The organism is Bittarella massiliensis (ex Durand et al. 2017), from assembly GCF_017566145.1.
Classification (GTDB): Bacteria; Bacillota; Clostridia; order Oscillospirales; family Ruminococcaceae; genus Bittarella; species Bittarella massiliensis_A.
This window is the reverse complement of the sequence record NZ_JABFCL010000104.1, coordinates 1-260: the sequence shown is the minus strand read 5'-3', so window position 1 is coordinate 260 and position 260 is coordinate 1. Positions and strand designations below refer to the sequence as shown.

The following is a 260-nucleotide window of genomic DNA, read 5'->3' as shown; positions in this document are numbered from 1 at the left end:
ACATTTTGATGAGATGGAAGGCAGCAGGCTGTTTGCCAAAATTCGCTATAATCATCGGGGCGGATGGTGTTCCTTGAAAGTGACCGGGCCGGATGAGATCACCTGCACCTTTGAAGAACCACAGCGGGCGGTGACGCCGGGGCAGGCTCTTGTCCTCTATGGTGACGGTTATATTCTGGGAGGAGGACGGATCCTTTGATCCGAAAAGGAGAACCATAATGATAAAAGCAGATTACCATATGCACACGTATTTTTCTTCA

1 protein-coding gene is annotated in these 260 nt (G+C 49.2%); it reads left to right on the top strand.

All coding sequences use genetic code 11. The annotated features are described in order from the left end of the window. On the top strand, window positions 1-199 hold a 199-nt coding region (locus HJY11_RS13635), incomplete at its 5' end, for an aminomethyltransferase beta-barrel domain-containing protein (RefSeq protein ID WP_368041616.1). Window positions 200-260 lie beyond the last annotated feature (61 nt).